A 19472-nucleotide genomic window follows, 5' to 3' on the forward strand; every position below is an offset into this window, starting at 1 on the left:
GCGCCCTTCGCAAAATCGGGACAAAGAGTTTTTCTGAGGTCCGCGCCTGCGGTACGGGGCAGTGCTGGATGGCTCGAGTCAACGTTTCTGGCAATTAGCGGCAGTGCATATAGATTGGTGTTTCTTCGCGTCGCTCAATATGTAGAGCCTGCAGGGTCGTCGAGCTTGTGGCGCTCGGTTCCGGTGAGGGGCGGGTTGAAGATGCTAACGAGGATCAAGTCCTTGCCCCGTCCCCCGCGCAGGAAATGCTTGTCATGCTTGTCAAGCACATACATGTCGCCCCGGCGAATGGGAAAGACATTGCCGTCCATGTCCTCGACCTCGCCCTCTCCGCCGATGCAGTAGCAGGCTTCGAGATGATTCCGGTATTGCAGAAGGGAAACGGTGTTGGCGCGCACGACAGTGTGGCAGATGCTAAAACCCATGCCGTCCTTATCCGTGAGGAGACGGTGGCTAGTACCATTGCCCCAATCGACGAAGTGATCGGTTGCTTCAACGTCGTGCAGACTACGCACAATCATAGTGTTCGATTGCCCCGTGCAGATTGAAGTGATTCATCCAAAAGCTGGAGGCGGTTGTTCTGCCCCGGAACTGCGACCTCCCCTGTCGCGCGGCCGACTGGGATCTCCGTCGAAAAACCCCGCCGCCGGTTGCCGAGAACCCGTGCAGTAATCCCACGGGACTGGCTACACGCAAACGCCCTGCCATTTGCCCCACATCGACTAGGGTATTTCGCAGCCGACCCGGATCGGCGCGTACCAGCTTGGTGTTCCACCTTTCGCGCGGTACCGCTTACCTTTGTATTTCCCAGAATGCTGCTGGAGATATTGCCGGCGACATGAACTGTCTCCAGTCGCAAATTTGGCAAGTTGTTTCCTTCCTTGCTGTGCCTCTCGCCGCGAATAGGGTTCGCCAGCGTCTCAGCTAGGAGAGCAAATCCCATGCCGCGATAGCAGACCGATGAAAGATAAAAGTTGTGGCTGTCTCAGCTGGCTAGCGATTAGAACGATTTGGCTGGGCGTGTAGCCAATCTAACAAACTGGCGAGATATTGGCCGAATACAAACAGGTCCTCGGAGCGAGAACCGGTCGAGCAGCGCGGAGCCTCAAGACCCCCAAACCGCTTCAATCCGCGCTTTTAGAAGTTGCAAACTACTCCTGGCGTCGCGCTCGGAAACTCGTTGTGAACGTCGGAAATCTGGGCACAAGCTGCGCCGCCCTGTGGCTGCCCTTTGAGCTATTTCTTTTTTTTGGCAACCTTGCGCTTCGGCCTCCGAGCTCTGGCCGCCGATTTAGCAGACTTTGCGGGCTTCTTCGCTCGTGGCGATCTTGGGCGGGTCTTCTTAGTCACAGGGCCATCTTGAAAGGCGCTCTGCACTCGTCGTCGATCGGCTAACATCTGGACGCGGTGTTGTAGGCTCGCTGCCTCATTCGTCCGGTTAGCGGCGCGGAAATGGTCTGCGGCCCTTCGGAAACACGCCTCTGCGGCTTCGAGATCAGTCAGGCTTTGAGTAAGCTCCCCTCTGAGCGAGAGAGTGTCACCTAGGTGGCTCTCCATGCGCGCGATTTCAAGCGAATCCCGTTCGGCTTTGGAGTAATAGTCCCGAAGGCGCAGGTAGTGCTGTATCGCCGCGGAGAGGTTTCTTGCTTGGTTTATCCGGGGAGGAGACTTCGACATAGGCAGCGGCGAGCTGGGCTTCTAAATGCATCCATGGGATGTCTTGTTTGCCATCTCTCGACAACAACTCTGCGACGTGTCCAAGCTCGCTCTCGGCCTCGGCTGGAGACTGCGGCAAAGCGGCCAGAGCCGCAGTGAGGCGGCGCTCGAGCTGTTGTCGAACATCGTGAGCAACTGACGATCGGCTTTGCTCCTCTTCCGGCGCCTCCAGCAGAGACTGAACAAGTGCGCGCACGAATAACGACGCAAGCTGTCTATTGACGGTTAGATCCTGTCGCGGAGCATCGCTCAACACGCATACTGCTAGAAGATGGGCCTGCGGAAACTCCTCCTGCAGTTCGGCGATTTCGTCCATGCCGGACGAAAAGCCAGCGGCGGACAACGCCGAGCGGCCCCCTTCCATTCGCATATCGGCGAGAGTCCCGAAAGTTACATGCGGCGATCCGGCGTTTGGAATGGAGATATACCGAGACCAATCGTCGTCGTAGGAAATTCTATGCGCAGCATTGAGAAGTCTCATTGAAGGAGCCAGCGTTTCGCGCTCCTCGGCGAACTCGGTCGCGACCAATAGTCGACTTCGGTCGGACTCGTTTGCTCGATAAGCGGTCCCGACCACGATGATTGCCTGAGGAGGATCGGCACGCGGCACGCGAAATTTGCTCGGAAAAAGTGACAAGCTCATCCGGCCATCAGGTCCTTTGAGTTCAAACGAATCGAGCTCGTCCCGCGAGCTCCCAGTCCGACGAAATTCGCGGGCAAGCAGTTCCTTCACTTCGGCGATACTGGTGACAATCCACGTAGATCGGATTGGGCCTTGGGTCGGAATCATTCCGGCTAAAGGTCCGCAAATCGTGAAATCATTCCCGGATAGGCGAATCGAGACCTCGCTACTCAGACGCTTATGCAACCTTTGGGTCAGGGATCGCGTCGTCACGTAGCCGTTCACGGTGGCCGTACGCAAGGCATCCAGTATCTCCGCCGTAAAGGACCGTGGTGCAATAGCCCGCCGCCCAAATCCCTGGGCAACAATTGTCATGATGTTTGGGAGCACGGGATGAGGTATCCGCTGCACGAAAGACAGCGGCATGATAGGCTCACTCCCCAATAGGGGCGCGCCTTCTCCATCGATTATGCACACGATATCGTCAAACGATCCGAGATTTGCCGACTGAGATACAATCTCCGAGAGCGCAATATCTTCCGGGTCTGACGAGCCCATCCTCAGAAAGAGCTGCTGCTGGCCGTCGACAACCGTATGTCCAGAAAAATAGATGAAAACTCGGCGATGGTCGCCAGCGCCTTTGGCGTGCTTTGCTAAGTTTTCTACTGCATCCAGCAGTTGACTTCGGTCGGGCTGCTCCAAATAGAGAACCTGCTCGCGGGCGATGCCTATTTCGCCGAGCCACCCCACAAAACTTTCCGCGTCGGCTTGCGCGTCGGCGATCAGCGGCATCCCAGGCACGCCAGGAGCGCCAATGACCAGGGCGAACTGGCTAACCGTCTTGAGGGGTGCAGTCGGAGCTTGCTGGCCTTCATCGCCGGTCAGCGGCTCGCCCGCAATTTCCTCCCACACTCCGACCCTCAGCCGCCATTCGCCGCTCGAGTTCTGCCGTACGAGGCCGGTTTCAAGCAGCGCTTTCCAAACGTCATCCTCTGTGCTTTCCGGGTCAAGTGGTAGATGGCGTCCATATTGGAGCTTATCCAGGACGTCAGCAAGCCGGCGCTCGGAAAACCTGTTTCTAAATTGGTGAGCCTTCGTTTTCAAATCAGCGGCCGTTGCTGGATCGCCAAGCAGAGCCCGGCTCACTCGGGCGAATGCTGATGCGAAATCGGGAATTGAATGTTCACCGCGTTCGTCGAGGTATCTCACCGCGTATCTGCCCACGCGATCCTGGATATTTTCCAAGTGCATCGACACGCGCGCCTCCAACTCGGACGCAGCAGCTTCGGCTTCAGACTTGCGCAGAGACCGCAATAAGATTCTTCGAGCGAGCGCACGGACCTCGAAATAGGTGCGCTCCGGATCGCTGCTCGCCACCGCTTCCGCGGTGCCGACGATCCCACTCAGCATAACTTGCGCAAGCACATAGGGAGAGGTATCTCGTCCGAGAACTGCTTCTTGGATCAGCCGCGCGACCGGAAGCGTAAAGGGGGTCGTGCACAATAGACGCGCAAGCCTGAGCGCGTCGGGTGACTGCACCGCGAGAGCTGAGATGATCTGCTCGAAATCGGACTCGGAAGGGTTGGCCCGGTTCGGCAGCAATGACGTGATGCGCGAGGAATCCAGGAAGATCACCGGATTGCTTCCGCCGAGACCCATCTGCATCTTGGCAAACCGGTGTACGCTCGCGGGATCCAGGCCTAGCACCGGCACGAAGGGACTGGTCGTTTCGTCAGAGATCGTCCACCAATAACGGCGCACGTCGAGCTGCGCTACCGGAAGTCCCGGCTTCACAGCCGAACAGAGGCCTTGAGGCTCTCCTAAGGGGGATCGCTTGCGATCACGCTCTGGCAGTAAATAGATGAGAGCGACCGACGATGTGTCCAGCCAATCGCGCAGAAGCCGATCATAACTGCCATTCGTCCAATTCGGCGAAGAACCGTGCGTGCCGAAAAGGACGAGCCTTGCAACTCCGCTGCCGGCGACGAACTTCGTTGAGATGCGGGCGCCAGCCTGTGACACGAGCACGAAATCAGAACCCTCCGCATCCGTCGCGCGCGACCGCTTCTCAAGATGCCAGAAACGCACATCGTCGAAAGCGCCGCTTTCATGCAGGATCTTGAAAAATTCGCGAAGTGTTTGTCGCCAGATTGGGATCGCCGGATCGTCCTCGAGCACGAGATCGACGGTAAACCAGCGCTGCTCCGACGGCTTGAGCATCGGAAAGGGAAAACCGATAGTCGCGGATGCGTCGACTGTTTGCTCCTCGTCCATTTCTGTCCGCTCGGCAGATTTTCTACGGAGCGTGAACGGCCGTAAAGCGCGCGAGAACTCTAGGCGGTTTGGTAAGGCACGCGCTGAAGGAACGGAGCCGAGCGAGGCCCTGCGCGTCCCCACCCCGCTCGGCGCGTCGGCCCAGACTTGAGCGGGCGCGGCGCTTCGTGGACCGGCGGTGGCTTCGCTGGTCCGCTCGGTGACGGCAGCACCACCGAAGACCGGCTGCGTTTGGACCGCGGGCGTGCGTTGCTGCACGTCTTCCACCTCGTCGAATAGCTTGCCACTGACGTGGTGGGCCAGCCAAAAGCAGTCGAGCATATGCTCAGCGGCTAGATCTACACCGCCCGAGCGCAGCCCCTTCAGAAGGTCGGAAAGCTGCATATCAGCTCGCGGTGAGTGAGCGGAGAAGGTTTTGCTTCAGCCGTTCGAGTTCCTCCTTGTCGAAGGATCTCGTACCATCGGCTAGCGAGACCGTCAGGAACATGGCGTTCAACAGCTGGTCCGTTGCGAGATCCTCATTTTTAGCCAGCCGTTCCGCGAATTCCTGGATAAGGTGACGTCTCTTATTCGTGCGATCCTCATCCTCGTACTTGCCGAGCTGTGATTCGACGATGTCAGCCAGTTGTGTCTCGGAGGGCTGGGCAACGTTCAATCTGATGCAGCGGCGCAGAAAAGGAGCAGGAAAATCGCGCTCAGCATTCGAAGTGATGACCACAAAAGGAAATTCGCCGCACACGATCCTTCCGTCGACGATCGTGACCAGATCTCCAAAGTAGTCTCGCACCCGGACTTCATGCGCATTCGTGCCGCGCTTGCGGGATCGGGCTGTCGTCGGCTTTGGCTTCAAGCGCACGAGCTCGGGGATTTCATAGGTACCCTCTTCAATAACGTTCAGCAAATCGTTGGCGAAATCCAGATCGGACTTGTCGATCTCATCGATGAGGAGAGGCCGCGGCCAGGTCTGGCCCATCAGCGCTGTACCCAAGGGGCCAAGGCGGAGGAAGTCCTCCACAGGCGGATCCTTTGTCTTGCTCGCTTGGAGGCGGCCAACCGCGTCATACTCGTAGATCCCGCCCTTCACTGTAGATTTCGAGGAGATCGGCCAACGGATGACAGATCCAAGGCGGAGTTCGTAAGCAACTTTCGAAATGAGGGTCGATTTGCCAGTTCCTGGCCTGCCGGTAAGGAGCAGCGGGCGCCTGAGATAGAGGGCAGCATTGACAGCCATCCTCATCGGTTCAGTGGGAATAAAGGGATCGGCCCTCTTCTTCTCGGAGGCCAAGTCCAGCCCCGCGGGACGCGATAATTGGCTGTTGCGGCCAGCGAACCGCCATGGCGGCGCCGGCGGAAGATCGTAGAGCCTGTCGGTCTGTTCTGCGTCTTTGCCGGTAAATATCTTCCAGTCTTGTGTCATGTGCTCGTTCGCGAAGGAGATGAGAGTTTCGAAAATGGCTTGAAATCAGGATCGTCCCATAGCAAGGCCCCGTGCACCGCCAACTCGTTGCATTCCTGCCGTCCGTTACGAATCCAGCTTGGAAGGTCTTTGAGCTGCCCCACACCGGCTAGGGCGTCTAGAAGATATTTCTTCAGTGCGATCGTCCAGTCTCCGCCGCAGACCGGCTCCTTCTGAAGCCAATAAGCGTAACCAACTCCGCGCAGCACCACGCGTCGTAGAATATCGCGGCGAGCTGTTTCCGCGTGAGGATCGGGCCCGCAAATGAAGCCGGCATAGCAGAAGCCTTGATCACCAGAAAACATCTGCGGCAGCTTGGTTGCTTCGCTGGGAATCTGTATGAGCTTGATCTTGTCCGGAGAGCATTTCGCCATTGCCTGCTTGTAAGCCAGAACGGCTTGTGGCGGCGGATCTTGATAGGCTCGATACTTGTCGCGCAGCACCACGACGTAGTGCTCACCTAGTTCGCCCTCGTTGGGCCGCGATATCTTGTGGAATTCGTGATGAAAGAGGAACGGCCGCACCACGAATTGGATCTCGCTGATCTGGACTCCTTTCTGAACCATGGAGTCGAGCGCGCCGTTCACGGCAGCGCTCAGGTCATCCCAATCCGCTAACTGCCGCTGGAAAGGCGGAACATTCAGCCACTTCCCCGCCCGTGTGCATGCAAATGCGGAAAGAAGCGAAGGGTCTGCGCGTTCATTGCCGTCAATTTCAACGATGAGCAGCTTCTCGTCGGCTTCGGCGGCTAATCTCTCCCTGACCGAGTTTCGCCGGTACGCGAGTGGTGCTGGCAACTCCTCAAGCCAACGTTTCAGAGGCGCGCCCTCAGGATCGAAACTGAGCCTCGTCACGAATTGCAGGAAGGCGTCCGATATGTCCGTAACTTCCTCCGCATCCAACATTTCCGCGAGCTCGGCGAGCATCTGGACCAGGTCGGGATCACCTTCCACCGGCAGTCTCAAATCTGCAAGGGTCGCCTCATAGGAGTGGCGGATTGTTTGCGAACTCAAATTCGCGCTGGCAAGCAGCGCCTGCATCTCCAACACGTGGGGCGGATATGACCGTGCGGAGGCTCCGCCGAACCGCCGGCCCGCGATCGTCGTCCCCTCGTCATCGGCATCAAGTGTGAACGGCTTCAGCTTGGCTTTATCCAGCTCAGGTAGGAGTGTCTTGAGCACAATACCCGTGTCAGGCCAGGTTTTCTGCCGACCGAGCCAATCCAGCGCGACGTCAGAAAATCCGCCTCTGGAGTACCCCCCTTCCCGCGTGGCGAAAGCTGCGACCTGTTTTGCGTGGCGTTGCCCGGTGACCGAAAGCTGGTCCGGATCGATCGTGTCGCTGTACCTTGCGCAGACGTCGACCAGAAAGATCTGCTCGGTGAAACAAGTGTATTCCGGGTGGGAGCCGAGCCGACGGAATCTCCGTGTGGCATTGAATGTGCGGTCATCGCATCTCGCAGCATCGTAGTCGCTGCAAAGAAGGATCCGATCTCCTGCGCCGGCATATCCATGTCCGCACCAGTATAAGAACAACCGCGAGTCCGGCGGTATCCCAGCTGGAAGGGAGGCCAGTTCATTGAGAATAGCCGCCTTCGTCGGTTCCTCCAGGACTGTTACGCCCTCGGCCCGAAATCTCTCGATGTCCACTTCGCCCCTATACCCGTCTGACGATGAGGTCCGATTGACGAGAAGATGAATGTTCTTTGCCTTGGCGCCCATCCCCAAGAGGTGGCGAGCAGCAGTCATCGCATTAGCAAACGGCGAGGAGATATCGATTCCGCTACGGGAATATTTCTCGATTCCAACGATTACGGCCACAATCTCTCTCATTATTCCTGCCCGGCGATGAAACTTCTGATCCTGGTCCAGACGACTTCGTTGCCAAAGTAGGCGCTGTGAGATTCAGGGAAGGGTTGCCCTGAGGCGACCTCGAAATCGATCGCATTGGGAAAAATCCTTGAGGCGAAGAAACTCAGAAAATCATTTCTGTCGAAGACATTCAGCCATCTCGGAAAGCCTTCGCGCAGCTTCTCTCCAGCTTTCAATGAGGAAAGCGAACCTATCTCGTGCATGAACGACGATTGGGAGCCGAGGGTCACGAGACCATCGACCTTCGGAATGTCGCCCAAAGCCAGCAGATCCACGCAGGCGATGCCGCCGAGGCTATGTGCGACGATGGTCACTGGCGCAGGACAGGACTCAATCTTACTCTTGATGAACGAGCGGATCTTGGCTCCGTTGGTCTGATAAAGCAGGACGTCTCCGAGCGGGAGAGCCGCGACGGCATTGAGCGCGTTGCGACGATCTCTGACGTATCTCGTCCCGGCGCGCGCCACAAAATTGAGAAATCGGTCGCTTATCCCGAACACCTGTTGCTTCCAGTCAATCAAGAGCCGCTGCACCAGCTTCTCGCGGTGAACGGCAGACAGAGCGGGGCGCGAGCGAGAGACAGCTTCCACATGCAGCTGCGCCACCAAAGCTCGGGCGAGCGCGCGGAACGCCTCTTGAGGTTCATGCTCGGACGCCTCAAATGCGCGCTCGGTGACTTTATCGGATAAAATCCGGGTTCGAGCGGGCTCCCAAACATCCTCAAGGCCACCGCGAGCGAGCAATTGCCGGAACTCCAGGCTCGGAGCGTACGCCCTCACCTGTTCGAGATTTTGCTCGGCGGGTGTTGGTCCTTCCGGATTCAGAACGCCTGCCTTTGCAGCGCTTCCATCGGGAATTGCGAGCAAGGAGAGTTCGACAAGCGGATCATCTAGGATCCAGATCCACTGAGCGAGATCCTCTTCCGCCTTGCGCTCGACTTCCGCAGTCGGAACATCCGGAAGAGAAAGCCCTTCGAATTCAACCCCGAGCGGGTCTCCCCAAGCACAGGGGAACAAATTCCGTCCCAAGCTGCACTCGCTGGCCGTTTTCACGGCGACCTCGAAGCTCTTCTCGTAATTGCCAAGGCGAACACCAGTGCCGTGCACAAGAAGAATAGATCCTTGCGGCATGATAGGACTCCGCTGATCACCACCTGCACGAGCCTACCGCGACCCCTGCACGTCTTCAATCGGTGGCGTTCTGTTTGAACGCGGACGGAATGCGCACGCTCAACCTACTCAGCCAGGCTATCCGTTCACGAGCCCGCTCGTCGCGACGAGACAAATGGCCGCTCGCCTGCGCGACCATATCAGTCACGTGCGCGCCCCAGAAACACTCAAACTAACATATTGATCTTTAATCCGATTTCGTCGGCCAATTTGAGCATCCCTGAGTAGAACTGGGGTGCCACCGCGCCCCGAGCGGGCAGATCAGGCCGCCGGGGTCCCGGACGCGCGCGTCGTTCGCGGCTCCGGGCCTAGCTCGCCGGCATGTCCGGCGCCTTTCCGAAGGCCAAACGCGAGCGGGAAGGTTTCGGCCGAAAGAGACTCGAGCGCGGTCTGCTCTTCGGTGAGACGTTTTTCGATGAACTGGCGTTCGACATCCGACAGGTTCGACTTCAGCAGGCGACGATAGCGATGGATATTGTTGCGGTAAGCACGAATGCGGGCGAAGTATTCATCGAGCATCCTGGACGCTCCTGACGTCGTCGCAATGTCTATAAAGAGATATTCAGGCGAGCATGTCCTCGATTAGCGCGCCGCCTGTCATCGCATCTCGAAAGCCGTTCTGCATAGCAGTTCGTGATATCATTCCTAGCATTTCCATTTCGACGATCCGCAGCGTTTTTGGCTCGCCATGCGCCGTTTTTCGGCTCCGCTAGTCCCTCAAACAGAGCTGGACGCTTGTAAGGCGCAAGGAATAGTCGGCAGGCCGCGGGTGGCGGAAGCTTGTCGCCAACAAGCTCGCCCGCCAGTATTCTCTCCCGGCGAGCTGAACATCATCTGCCGATGTGCTATATGCAGCTTCGTTGAGAACAGGTTTGTTTGAGAGTTTCGATGTCTCTTTCGATTGGATTGATTGTGGACGGCTATGTGAAACTAAACAACCGCAGCGCGCTGGAGAACCTTCTGACGCATCGGCGGGAGCTACTGCAGAAGTTGAACCGCGTTACCGGAACTGATCCGAAGGAAACAATCGCTCAGGTCAGTCAAGAAATCACAGTGATCGAAAAGGCACTTGCGGCGCTCCCACAGGAGTAAACAGCAACGGCGCACCGCCTCGCGTGAGTTGACGGCACTCCGGCACCGAAGGCTGACTTCGCCCGCATTTGCGGATGAATGTTATGAGCATAACGCCTCACCGGTATCGTTGCGAAGGATGCGTGCGCCAAGGCTTGGATGCGCTGCCTTTTGTGCGAGCTGCTCTCTTGTTTCAACGCTTGGCCGCTCGCAGCGAGCAACCCGCCTACTGACTCACATATGCAAATGCGCTCGGCGGCTTGCATGGGCCTATCGTGACGTATCGTGGCAATGACCTCGGGGGACTAAGATTGACTGACGGCGCTTGTTCGCAAAACGGATTCTTCGTTTGGAAGGGCGGGAAGGATTGGATGCTTTAAGATCGAGAACGTAAGGGGCCAGCGTTGATCGGGACCAGCTTGGCAGCCAATCTAACCGCTGAACAAGCCGAACTGATAAAGCGGATGCTCACCGCTTCGCGGGAAAACAAGGTTTGATTTTGCGCAGAGCATTCGAGATGCCAGATTGTGTGATCGTTCGAGCCTGCACATGCGATGTGTATAAGAGCGCATCAACTCCTGCGGCCAGGAACGCTCGACCGCAACGATAAGACACTGCGCCCGTGTCCATCGTACAAAGGTCCCGTTGAACGCGCAGCCGACGGACACCGCGTGCTGCTTCTCAATCGGCAACCGACCGCCGCAGGCTGGTGAATATCGCCCACGACATGAACAATGAACTTCAACACGCGGATCCGTTCGCGTCCGCTGCGCGCGAAAGGATGCGCCATGACAATGCTCCATCGGATGACGCTGCGTCTTGGGTGACGTAGGCCGCCATCGATTTGCGAGCACAATAGACCTCTGCGAGCTGAACGGATCGCTACGCCGCAGGCGACGCGACGGCGCGAACCTAGAGAACGGGCCAGGATCTTCAGCACTGTGATTTGGAAATTCACCTCAATGACAAAGCCGGGTCCTAGGTGTATCGCCACATCGTTGGCGCTTTGGAAAGAGCTTCCCGACCGATCTGTCTAAGCAGATCGGGGCGCGTCTCACCTCTGGTGGCCGCCTCCAGGATTTTGGAGGCAACGTAGGCGCGGACGCCGGCGTCATACGAGGGGACGTTCTCGCAAACCTCCTCCAGGATCGTGCGCAGGAGCGCGGTCGTGGCACCGTCCAGCATTGGGAGATCTCCCTCATCCCATCGAGGAAGATAATGGACATTTGCTGGACCGCAACGCAAGTACATCGGATCGTATGAGGCTTCGGGACTGCGGGTCAGCCGATTTTCACGGCGGCGCAATGTCCAGCATCTCTGCGATCGCTGATCAATTGCGGCAGCTCGCTTAATCGGCGTGCTTTTGCTTCTCTCGTCGCTTCTCTCCGGTAGTTTGGCAGAGCTCAGAGCCCAACGCGACGCCCTGCGATTACGCAGGGCTTTGGACTTCTATTGGGCGCCGGACTGGCTGGCCGGCTGCAGCAGGCCAATGTGTTCGGACGGTGCCAGTTCGGTTGCGGACCTCATCAGGTTTAATTGCGACCAGAGGATTTGCCGCTTATCGCGCCTGCCGCGCCCAACCAAGCCCGAAGCTTCGCCTCTTGCACTGTAGAGGGACATCGCGATCAATTGTTGCGATGAAGCATATCTTCACGCCAAAAACCAGCGCCCGGCCCGTGTTTGACGACGAAATCGCGCCAAGATTCGACGCCTACGATCTTTGACCAGTGACTCGCCCCCTAGCCGCTCTTGGCGATCTTCGGCTTTATGCAGCTTGGGGAAGTCGTCTTGCGATCGTGAAGCAATTTCATGGTCATGGGCGTGTGGCTATTGATTATCGCACGTAGCGGCAGCACACGATTTTGAGCGGGCCTCCTTTGGGAATGCCCGCTTGCTTGCAGGCGCATTGGTGTAGCCGAAGTACCCCAGCGCGGGCACGCGAACGTCGTGTGAAAATTCATCGGGGCGTCCGCCGTAATGCAGGATTTGAGCGCGAGAGTGCGGCTCCTTGCATTATTCGATATTGCGATTTTGTTACAGTTCCGCCCAGAGCGATCACACGCAGCCGGAGGGCGGCATATTCCACGGCCATATTTTGAGCCATTACTGCAACTGAGCATGAGCCATGAGCGAGATGGCGCCGCCGAAAGTGCGGTCGCATCAGCGAGCTGGGCGCGAGCCCTTTGCAGGGGAGTGAGCTAGCAAACCAGCCCGCCGCCGGCTGCATGTGAAAACTCCGATCTGACGGCGAGGCGCCTCCTTCAGCGAAGAGAAGCGACTGGGCTGTTCAGACTTTCTGCTGTGTTTGTCGAATGGGAAAGGGAGCTACATGAATCATCTCAGCAGCAGCCAACGTCGCACAACATCTGTGATGACGGCCGAACAGTACGAGCTGGAGCGGTGCAAGCAGGAAATTGCGCGCCTCAAACAGCTGGTTGTGCGACTTTCTGCAATTACTTTGCGCCACGTCGTAGAAAGCGCGCAAAGCGGTCAGAATGGCCCGGAACGTCTGAGCGAGCCGCCGAAGTCATAGTACGAAAAGCGAATCCGCGCTTGGCTGCTCTCGGCAGCGTGGAGCGGCCCGTCTCGCTCCACTTGTCAGCGGCAGAGCCAATCAACCGACATCAGGTGCTCGAGCGTGGGGCAGTCGTTCAGGAGCCAAAGGAGCAATTTCGGATCGCGTTCGAGAGCTCTTTTCAGGATGTTGAGGATTTCAGGGCCCACTGATCGGGTTCGACTGCTTCTGGGCGCAGTCGCTTGCGGATCTGGCTACGGCGGCGGCTAGGAAAGGACTACGTTGTCGATCAACCGAGTCGAGCCGACGTACGCTGCGACACAGAGCACCGCCGGATGGCGCAGCGGGCTCTCGGCAATCCTGAGGGTCCCAGCGTCGACAAGCTCGAGATACTGGAGTCGATTGACGCTATCCAAATATTTTCTTGCAAGCGCAATCAGCGTTGCCACGTCGCGCTCCCCTGAGGCAAACTCTTGCGCTGCGGCGAACAAGCCACGGCTGATCGCAAGGCTCCGACCGCGTTCTTCCGGGCTGAGATAACGGTTGCGACTGCTCATTGCCAGCCCGTCTGGCTCCCGCACGGTTGGCACGGTGACAATCTCGATCGGAAGATTCAGATCAACCGTCATGCGGCGTATCACAGCGCATTGCTGAAAATCCTTCTGTCCAAAGTAAGCGACGTCCGGCTGCACCATGTTGAATAGCTTGCAGACGACAGTCGCTACACCACGAAAATGTCCGGGCCTGAAAGCTCCGCAGAGCGGTTTTGCGAGTTCGCCCGGCTCGACAAAGGTCTCAAACTGAGCCGGATAGATCTCCTCTGCACCTGGCGCGAAGATGATGGACACGCCGGCATTACGGCACAAGGCTTCATCGCGCGCGAAGTCGCGAGGATACCTGCTGAGATCCTCATTTGGGCCGAACTGAGTGGGGTTGACGAAGATGCTAACGACAGTGACGTCGCAGTGTCCACGGCTAGCCGAGATCAGGGATAGGTGGCCGTCGTGCAGGTATCCCATCGTTGGAACGAACCCGATGCGCTTATCGGCGTCGCGGACGTCTGCAAGGGCCCGACGCAGCTCAGCGAGCTTCGTAATGACTTGCATTTCTTACCTTGCTTCAGGTTGAATTGGAGGGCACCCAATTGGCGATGGCATGGCGAAGCTGATCAGGAAGCCGATAGCACTCCTCTGAGCCCGGGAATGCACCTTTGCGGACATCGGCAGCCCAGCGCGACAGCGCCTCCTGGAACAGCTGGAATCCATTTGTATAGGCACGAACGAATTTGGGGCGGTGGCCTTCGGTTAGCCCCAAAACATCATGGAACACGAGCACTTGGCCCGAGCAATCGGGTCCTGCTCCGATCCCGATGGTGGGTATCGTGAGAAATTCGGTCGCTCGCGCCGCGAGCTCGGCAGGGACCCCCTCCAGGACCAAAGCGAAACAGCCGGCTTCCTGCAGACGGTGCGCGTCATCGAGCAGCCGCAAGGCGGTATCCTTTGTCCTTCCCTGCACCTTGAATCCACCCATGACGTTGACGCTCTGCGGGGTCAGACCGAGATGTCCCATCACAGGAATTTCGCAATCGACCAAGGCGCGTACCATCTCGACGCGTTTGGCACCACCCTCGAGTTTCACAGCATCGGCGCCACGCTGCAGAAAACCTCCTGCATTGCGAATCGTATCCTCAGAACCGACATGAAAGCTCAGAAAGGGCATGTCGGCCACAAGCAGGGCATGAGGCCTCGTGCGCGCAACAGCCTCCAGGTGATGATTCATCATGGCCACGCTGACGGGCAGCGTGTTGTCGAATCCCAGGCAGACGTTTCCAACGCTATCGCCGACCAGGATGATATCGACAATGGGATCCGCGATGCGCGCCGCAACCGCATCGTAGGCGGTGGTCATCACGACACGACGTCCTTCATCCTTCCACTGCTGCAGTGCCGGAATCGTGACACGTTCTAGAGGCTGCTCTGAACTGTGGCTCATATTGGATCCGCTCCCCACACACTATCGGCGCTTCCTCTAGAGAACGGCGGGAGAAACCTGTCAATGGCATGGAGGATGGAGATCCCAGTTCTCTAGAAGTGGAGAACAGCGCAAAGACAGTCCAATGATCGCGCAAGCATGAGGCAAGACCTTCCTCATCGCGATTTCACCACCCGATTGCTCGTCCTCCCCTACAGTTTCAGCGACTATGCCGACCGAAGCCTCGATCGAGGAGCGGCGCTCGCGACGAGCCACCATCTGCACGCGTTTCTGGGCTGATTGCAGTCTCTCCAAACGGTGACGGCTCGAGCCGGACCGAGCTGGAGATGCGCGCAGTGGGGACTCCGCCTTTAGGGCACACCTCCGTGCCTGTCCCTAGGGGTACTCGTGAGGCTCCTGCTTCGGCGCTGACGCGCCAAGCAAAGCGAACGGATGGCAGACCAGGAAGGTCCAAAGGTGACAGGCCGCTGTGAGCGCAGCGAGAGTCGCGGTCGAGTAGACGTCGTCGCGAAGGCGCTCAGAGCGAGCCAGCCTGCCGGCCCTGTAGGCCCTGAAGTCGATTATTTTTGCCGATGCTTCTGTCACTTGATTTCCACGCGCTCTATAGGGCCACTCGAATTCGCAACAAGTCTGACCAGGGCGGTGCCGGCACAGCTCGGCCCAGTCCTAAGCCGCTCGCAACCATCTCAGCCATTTCTGATCGGCCTCCCGTCGCGCCTTGAAGCGGTTGACGCATTTCTTGGAGCATAGGGCAGTTCGCCACCAGTAATGGCGGATCAGCCCAAACCTTCCGCCGCATATTGCGCAGCATGCGGCTGAATGGTCGAGGGAATTACGGAAGCCAATGTGCATTCTCGCCTCCTGTCGAACATCTACTTGGGAAGTCCCGCTGCCCCTCACCGCAGCACCACGCGCGCACCAACGGTGCGGCCGCCCGGCGGTCGGTCTCCCTGGTCTTACAGCCATCAAAGAGCCTTGACTCTGATGGGCGGCTGCCTCGCGAAGCAGTACTTTCCGCAGAATGCTTCGCCGAGAATTTCCTCAAGATAGTGGATTTCGCTATCGTGATTGAGACAATTCGCCCCGCATTTCAGCTAAATGCTGCGCTTTCATAGCTAACCCGCAGGATTGCTGCGCCAGTTGGATCAGGAGCGATTAAAGCAAGTGCTTAATGCACGATTAGCTTGCTAGCCGTGGGCGCAGCATCCTCCTTGCACTCTCAAACGGCAGCAGTACGGACACTTTTCGTCTCAAGATCCTGTCACTGCAGACGATTGCACCTTTTGTGGCACCTCACATCAGCAAGTCCGCAGCGTCACGGATGGCAGCATAGATTTCATCAAGGTCGGCCGCCGTAACGCAGTAAGGCGGCATCACATAGATCGTGTTACCGAGTGGGCGTAACAGCAGATTCCGCGCTTGGAAGAAAGCCAAAAGCTTCGGCCCGATGTCCGCCAGATAGCCGCCATCGCTCGTGTTGAGTTCAAGCGCTGTGACTGTTCCTGTGCGTCGGACGTTTGCGAACCGTGGATCGGCGCAAAATGGCGCGAGTGCCTGTTCTTGCATCCTGGCCAAGGATGCCACCCGCCCGCGATATTCCTGTTGCTGCCATAGCTCCAGATTGGCCTTGGCGGCGGCACAGGCCACTGGATTGGCCGAATATGAGCTCGAATGGAAAAACGTACGCGTGCGATCTTCAGAATAATGCGCATCGAAAATATCGGCACGACAGAGTGTGACGGCGAGCGGCAGCGCCCCAGCCGTGAGGCCTTTCGAATAGCAGGCAATATCGGGCGTGACATCGGCCTGCTCACACGCAAACAAGCTACCCGTCCGGCCCCAGCCGGTCATGACCTCGTCCGCAATGAACAGGACATCGAAGGCTTCGCAGATTCGCTTCATCTCTCGTAGCACCGAGGGAGAATACATCAGCATTCCACCGGCACCCAATATCAGGGGCTCCACGATAAAGGCCGCCGGATGTTCGTTTCGACACGCGTTTTCGAGCGCATCGAGCGCTATTTGCTCACGACCTCTTGCCGGGAACGGAATCGAGGTCACCTCGAACATCAGCGCCCCGTAGGCCGCATTGAAGACGCCTCGGCTACCTACCGACATCGCCCCGATCGTGTCGCCATGGTACGAGTGCTGCATCACCACAATTTGGGTTCGCTGTCTTCCGGTATTGTGCCAGTAGCCGAGCGCCATTTTCAGCGCGACTTCGACGCTGGTTGACCCGCTATCGGAGAAGAACACATGCTCGAGCGCCGGGGAGGTGAGCCTCAATAGTTCCGTCGCAACTTGCTCAGCCGGGTCGTGAGTGTATCCGGCGAAGATGACCTGGTTGAGCTTGCCTGCCTGTTCTCGGATCGCGTTCACGATGCATGGATGGCAATGGCCGTGGGTCACGACCCACCAGGAGGAGATTGCATCGATAAGGCGTCGGCCATCTTCGGTGTAGAGATAAGCCCCCTCTCCCCGCAGCACCTTCGTCATGTCCGGCTGTAGAGCATGCTGCGTGAACGGGTGCCAGATCGGCGACCTCTTGCCTATCTTCATAGGTTCAGGAAATCACTGCCAAGAAAGGAGTCTTTGAAAGCGGCCTGCAGCCTTTCGTCCGTGAGGGGAACAAGCCACGGGAGTCGTCCCAACCAACGCACTCTCCCGATCTCGCAAATCGCGCTTTCAGTTTCGGCGTTTCTTTCGCCAATGAACGCAATTCCAAGGATTCGAATCTGGCGCTTCCGCAGAGCCTCTATGGAGAGCAGGGAGTGATTGATTGTGCCCAGTCCCGTCCTGGCGCAAAGCACGACGGGAAGCTGCCAGCGTTCGAAGATGTCGATGTAAAGGGTGCGCGCTGTCAGCGGCACCATGAGTCCGCCGGCGCCCTCGATCACCAGTTGCCGCTCGCCGCTGTCCGGCAGTCCAAGCGCTTCTGTGTCTATGCGAACGCCATCGATCTCCGCGGCGTAATGGGGCGACGCAGGCGTCCGAAGTCGATAGAGCTCCGGGACAATCCGATCGGGCGAGAGGCCGCCGAGGCGGCGGACGCATTCGGAATCGGTCTCTTGTTCGAGTCCGGCCTGGACCGGCTTCCAGTAATTCGCGCCGAGCAGGCCGGCGAGCCCTGCGGAAAATACCGTTTTGCCGACCCCGGTGTCCGTACCAGTCACGACGATCCGCTTATTCATCAAAACGAGCCCCTCGTCACCTCAACAAGCGCATCGAGCATTGCGCGCACGTCCGCTTCCCCAACATTGAGTGTCAACGAAATTCGCAAACGGGCGGTCCCTGCTGGAACGGTTGGCGGCCGAATTCCGCGGATATCGAAGCCGCGCGCCTGCAGAGCAGAGGCAAGTCGCATTGCATGAGCATTGTCACCCACTATGTACGGCACGATCTGAGAGGTCGACGGCGTGCGCAAACCATGGGAGGTGATCTGCCGATGCGCGAACGAAACAAGTTTAGCCAGCCGTTGCTGCCGCTCCGGCTCCTCCTGCAGGATGAGGAGTGCCTCTCGAACTGCAACGGCCATCAATGGCGATGGGGCCGTGGCAAAGATAAACGGACGGCAGCGATTGACCATGAAATCGCGCAGGATGCCGGAGACCGTAACAAGTGCACCCGCCGCACCGAGCGCTTTACCGCAGGTATGAACGACGATGAGATTGTCGCGCCCGTCATAAGGGGCTGTGAGCCCTCGTCCTTGAAGCCCGTAGACCCCTGTAGCATGAGCCTCATCCACGATCAGAAATGCATCATGGCGATCGGCGATTGCCACCAGCTCTTCGAGTGGAGCGAAGTCGCCATCCATACTGTAGAGACTTTCGGCCACGATCCAGACGCGGCCCGCTCCACCTTTGGTTCGCCAGTCGCGAATTGCGTCTTCGACTGACTGAGGATCATTGTGCGCATGAATTTGGCACTCTGCGCGGCCGGCTCGCGCCCCCTCGTGAATACTGGCGTGCACGAGCGCGTCGAGAACGAGCAGATCGCCGCGCTGCGGCAGCGTTGTCAGGAGCGCAAAATTTGCGATGTAGCCGCCTCCAAAGAAAAGCGCTGCCTCCGCGCCAAAGAACTGAGCCGCTTCCGTTTCGAGACGTTCATGCTCCTCGCAATTGCCGCGCAGGAGCCGCGACCCGCCGGCTCCAACCGGAGTGCCCGCCTCGAGCGCGGCGGCCATCGCCTTTTTGATGCGCGAGGCGCTCCCGAGCGCCAGATAGTCGTTTGATGCGAAATCGATCCCCACGCGCGGCTTGAGACAGCGCAGCCGTTTATCTTCGTTCAAGGCATTCAACGCCGCGACGTAGGGACTAAGCCTAGCTGCTTGCATTGACCGCATTCATCGCTCCCACCGATCGCATCAAATCACGCAAAAGATCCGTTGGCCGTTGAAGGACGGATGGGCCTTGAGGCTCAACTTGCCAGGATGCGATTCTCTCGGTCCACACGCACAATGCGTGGCTTAAATATCTTTGCTTCGGCCTCGTCGAATGAGGCATATGCAACGATAATGATCTTGTCTCCGGGCATCGCGAGTCGGGCGGCCGCACCGTTCAGGCTTATCGTGCCAGACCTCGGCGGCGCCTCGATCACGTAGGTGGCAAAGCGCGCCCCTGTTTCGACATTGTAGATTTCGACGCGCTCGTTGATCACCATTCCCGCCGCCTCCAGGAGCGTACGATCTATCGAGATCGAGCCTTCATAGTGCAAATCAGCTTCGGTCACTGAGGCGCGATGGATTTTGCCCTTCATCAAAGTTATCTGCATTTCTCACCTAGGCTGG

Annotated in this window: 15 protein-coding genes; 2 read left to right on the top strand and 13 right to left on the bottom strand. The window is 58.2% G+C overall.

Annotated features, from left to right (window positions below; all coding sequences use genetic code 11):
* Nucleotides 1–134: 134 nt before the first annotated feature.
* From ACVWY3_RS22405 to ACVWY3_RS22430, 6 genes are all read right to left on the bottom strand, one after another.
* Nucleotides 135–521, bottom strand: a complete 387-nt coding sequence (locus tag ACVWY3_RS22405) for an ectoine synthase (protein ID WP_126262194.1) — start codon at nt 519–521, stop codon at nt 135–137.
* 1046 nt (nt 522–1567) lie between these two features.
* Entirely contained in the window at nt 1568–4996 is a 3429-nt protein-coding gene (locus ACVWY3_RS22410) for an SAV_2336 N-terminal domain-related protein (RefSeq protein ID WP_456840422.1), read from the bottom strand.
* Between the two features lies 1 nt (nt 4997).
* Nucleotides 4998–6029, bottom strand: a complete 1032-nt coding sequence (locus ACVWY3_RS22415) for an AAA family ATPase (RefSeq protein WP_456840423.1) — start codon at nt 6027–6029, stop codon at nt 4998–5000.
* Complete coding sequence (locus tag ACVWY3_RS22420) at nt 6026–7888, bottom strand: VMAP-C domain-containing protein (RefSeq protein WP_456840424.1); 1863 nt, start codon at nt 7886–7888, stop codon at nt 6026–6028. Before ACVWY3_RS22420 ends, ACVWY3_RS22415 begins: the two co-directional genes overlap by 4 nt.
* Nucleotides 7889–7899: 11 nt before the next feature.
* A complete protein-coding gene (locus tag ACVWY3_RS22425; protein ID WP_456840425.1) occupies nt 7900–9069 on the bottom strand; it encodes a hypothetical protein in 1170 nt (389 codons plus the stop codon).
* Between the two features lie 300 nt (nt 9070–9369).
* A complete protein-coding gene (locus ACVWY3_RS22430; RefSeq protein WP_456840426.1) occupies nt 9370–9627 on the bottom strand; it encodes a hypothetical protein in 258 nt (85 codons plus the stop codon).
* A 369-nt stretch (nt 9628–9996) separates the two neighbouring features.
* Here ACVWY3_RS22430 and ACVWY3_RS22435 point away from each other — a divergent pair, with 369 nt between their 5' ends.
* A complete protein-coding gene (locus ACVWY3_RS22435; RefSeq protein WP_456840427.1) occupies nt 9997–10200 on the top strand; it encodes a hypothetical protein in 204 nt (67 codons plus the stop codon).
* Between the two features lie 957 nt (nt 10201–11157).
* On the opposite strand, the gene ACVWY3_RS22440 is transcribed toward ACVWY3_RS22435, so the two are convergent.
* A complete protein-coding gene (locus tag ACVWY3_RS22440; protein ID WP_456840428.1) occupies nt 11158–11364 on the bottom strand; it encodes a hypothetical protein in 207 nt (68 codons plus the stop codon).
* A 1144-nt stretch (nt 11365–12508) separates the two neighbouring features.
* On the opposite strand from ACVWY3_RS22440, the gene ACVWY3_RS22445 reads away from it, so the two are divergent.
* Nucleotides 12509–12712 (top strand): hypothetical protein, encoded by a 204-nt coding sequence (locus tag ACVWY3_RS22445; protein WP_456840429.1) that lies wholly within the window; start codon nt 12509–12511, stop codon nt 12710–12712.
* Nucleotides 12713–12960: 248 nt separating this feature from the next.
* Here ACVWY3_RS22445 and panC read toward each other — a convergent pair whose 3' ends face one another.
* From panC to panD, 6 genes are all read right to left on the bottom strand, one after another.
* Nucleotides 12961–13800: a pantoate--beta-alanine ligase gene (gene panC / locus ACVWY3_RS22450; RefSeq protein ID WP_456840430.1), complete on the bottom strand. Its 840-nt coding sequence runs from the start codon at nt 13798–13800 to the stop codon at nt 12961–12963.
* Between the two features lie 13 nt (nt 13801–13813).
* Nucleotides 13814–14686 (bottom strand): 3-methyl-2-oxobutanoate hydroxymethyltransferase, encoded by an 873-nt coding sequence (panB, locus tag ACVWY3_RS22455; RefSeq protein WP_456840431.1) that lies wholly within the window; start codon nt 14684–14686, stop codon nt 13814–13816.
* 1293 nt (nt 14687–15979) lie between these two features.
* Nucleotides 15980–17245, bottom strand: coding sequence for an adenosylmethionine--8-amino-7-oxononanoate transaminase (locus tag ACVWY3_RS22460; RefSeq protein ID WP_456840432.1), 1266 nt, complete (start codon nt 17243–17245; stop codon nt 15980–15982).
* The gene (gene bioD, locus ACVWY3_RS22465) at nt 17242–17877 is read right to left on the bottom strand and encodes a dethiobiotin synthase (protein WP_456840433.1); all 636 of its coding nucleotides are present in this window, start codon (nt 17875–17877) and stop codon (nt 17242–17244) included. The genes ACVWY3_RS22460 and bioD overlap by 4 nt, the downstream gene beginning before the upstream one ends.
* Nucleotides 17877–19028 (bottom strand): 8-amino-7-oxononanoate synthase, encoded by a 1152-nt coding sequence (locus ACVWY3_RS22470; protein ID WP_456840434.1) that lies wholly within the window; start codon nt 19026–19028, stop codon nt 17877–17879. Before ACVWY3_RS22470 ends, bioD begins: the two co-directional genes overlap by 1 nt.
* 74 nt (nt 19029–19102) lie before the next feature.
* Nucleotides 19103–19456: an aspartate 1-decarboxylase gene (gene panD / locus ACVWY3_RS22475; protein WP_456840435.1), complete on the bottom strand. Its 354-nt coding sequence runs from the start codon at nt 19454–19456 to the stop codon at nt 19103–19105.
* Nucleotides 19457–19472: the final 16 nt, after the last annotated feature.

The organism is Bradyrhizobium sp. USDA 4486, from assembly GCF_054057995.1.

Bases quoted from the DNA above. Each gene is read 5' to 3' on its own strand.
- ACVWY3_RS22405 (WP_126262194.1), bottom strand. From the start codon at position 521: ATGATTGTGCGTAGTCTGCACGACGTTGAAGCAACCGATCACTTCGTC.
- ACVWY3_RS22410 (WP_456840422.1), bottom strand. From the start codon at position 4,996: ATGCAGCTTTCCGACCTTCTGAAGGGGCTGCGCTCGGGCGGTGTAGAT.
- ACVWY3_RS22415 (WP_456840423.1), bottom strand. From the start codon at position 6,029: ATGACACAAGACTGGAAGATATTTACCGGCAAAGACGCAGAACAGACC.
- ACVWY3_RS22425 (WP_456840425.1), bottom strand. From the start codon at position 9,069: ATGCCGCAAGGATCTATTCTTCTTGTGCACGGCACTGGTGTTCGCCTT.
- ACVWY3_RS22430 (WP_456840426.1), bottom strand. From the start codon at position 9,627: ATGCTCGATGAATACTTCGCCCGCATTCGTGCTTACCGCAACAATATC.
- ACVWY3_RS22435 (WP_456840427.1), top strand. From the start codon at position 9,997: ATGTCTCTTTCGATTGGATTGATTGTGGACGGCTATGTGAAACTAAAC.
- ACVWY3_RS22440 (WP_456840428.1), bottom strand. From the start codon at position 11,364: ATGCTGGACGGTGCCACGACCGCGCTCCTGCGCACGATCCTGGAGGAG.
- ACVWY3_RS22445 (WP_456840429.1), top strand. From the start codon at position 12,509: ATGAATCATCTCAGCAGCAGCCAACGTCGCACAACATCTGTGATGACG.
- panC (WP_456840430.1), bottom strand. From the start codon at position 13,800: ATGCAAGTCATTACGAAGCTCGCTGAGCTGCGTCGGGCCCTTGCAGAC.
- panB (WP_456840431.1), bottom strand. From the start codon at position 14,686: ATGAGCCACAGTTCAGAGCAGCCTCTAGAACGTGTCACGATTCCGGCA.
- ACVWY3_RS22460 (WP_456840432.1), bottom strand. From the start codon at position 17,245: ATGAAGATAGGCAAGAGGTCGCCGATCTGGCACCCGTTCACGCAGCAT.
- bioD (WP_456840433.1), bottom strand. From the start codon at position 17,877: ATGAATAAGCGGATCGTCGTGACTGGTACGGACACCGGGGTCGGCAAA.
- ACVWY3_RS22470 (WP_456840434.1), bottom strand. From the start codon at position 19,028: ATGCGGTCAATGCAAGCAGCTAGGCTTAGTCCCTACGTCGCGGCGTTG.
- panD (WP_456840435.1), bottom strand. From the start codon at position 19,456: ATGCAGATAACTTTGATGAAGGGCAAAATCCATCGCGCCTCAGTGACC.